Raw genomic sequence first — 318 nt, forward strand, 5'->3', positions numbered from 1 at the left:
CCCAAAGTCAGCAACGCAGGCTGCGGGTAACAGGTGTAATACCCGTAGGGTGACGGAAAACCATCAGGTACACGCTTATAACGCTCAAGCAATGATTCAGGAAGACGCTCATAGGAAGCGAACTTATGAAACATCCTTCTATCGCCGTGATAGAAAGCAATATGCTCATTAATGCTCATATAGAAACAACCAACACAACCCGAACGACTGCGACCGGCAGCGTAAGAACTGTTAATCAATTCCAGTTCAGAAGCTATATTTAACACCTCTTCTCTAGACACCTTCTGACTCACAAATGGCATTTCTGCATCTGCACCC

The 318-nt window shown here is 45.6% G+C and carries 1 protein-coding gene; it reads right to left on the reverse strand.

The annotated features are described in order from the left end of the window. The coding region (locus tag AB4585_RS22325; protein ID WP_372171000.1) for a hypothetical protein at nucleotides 1-281 on the reverse strand (281 nt) is incomplete at its 3' end. Between the last annotated feature and the right edge of the window lie 37 nt (nucleotides 282-318).

The sequence above is a fragment of the Vibrio sp. 10N.222.49.C9 genome (genome assembly GCF_041474985.1).
GTDB classification, from domain to species: domain Bacteria; phylum Pseudomonadota; class Gammaproteobacteria; order Enterobacterales; family Vibrionaceae; genus Vibrio; species Vibrio crassostreae_C.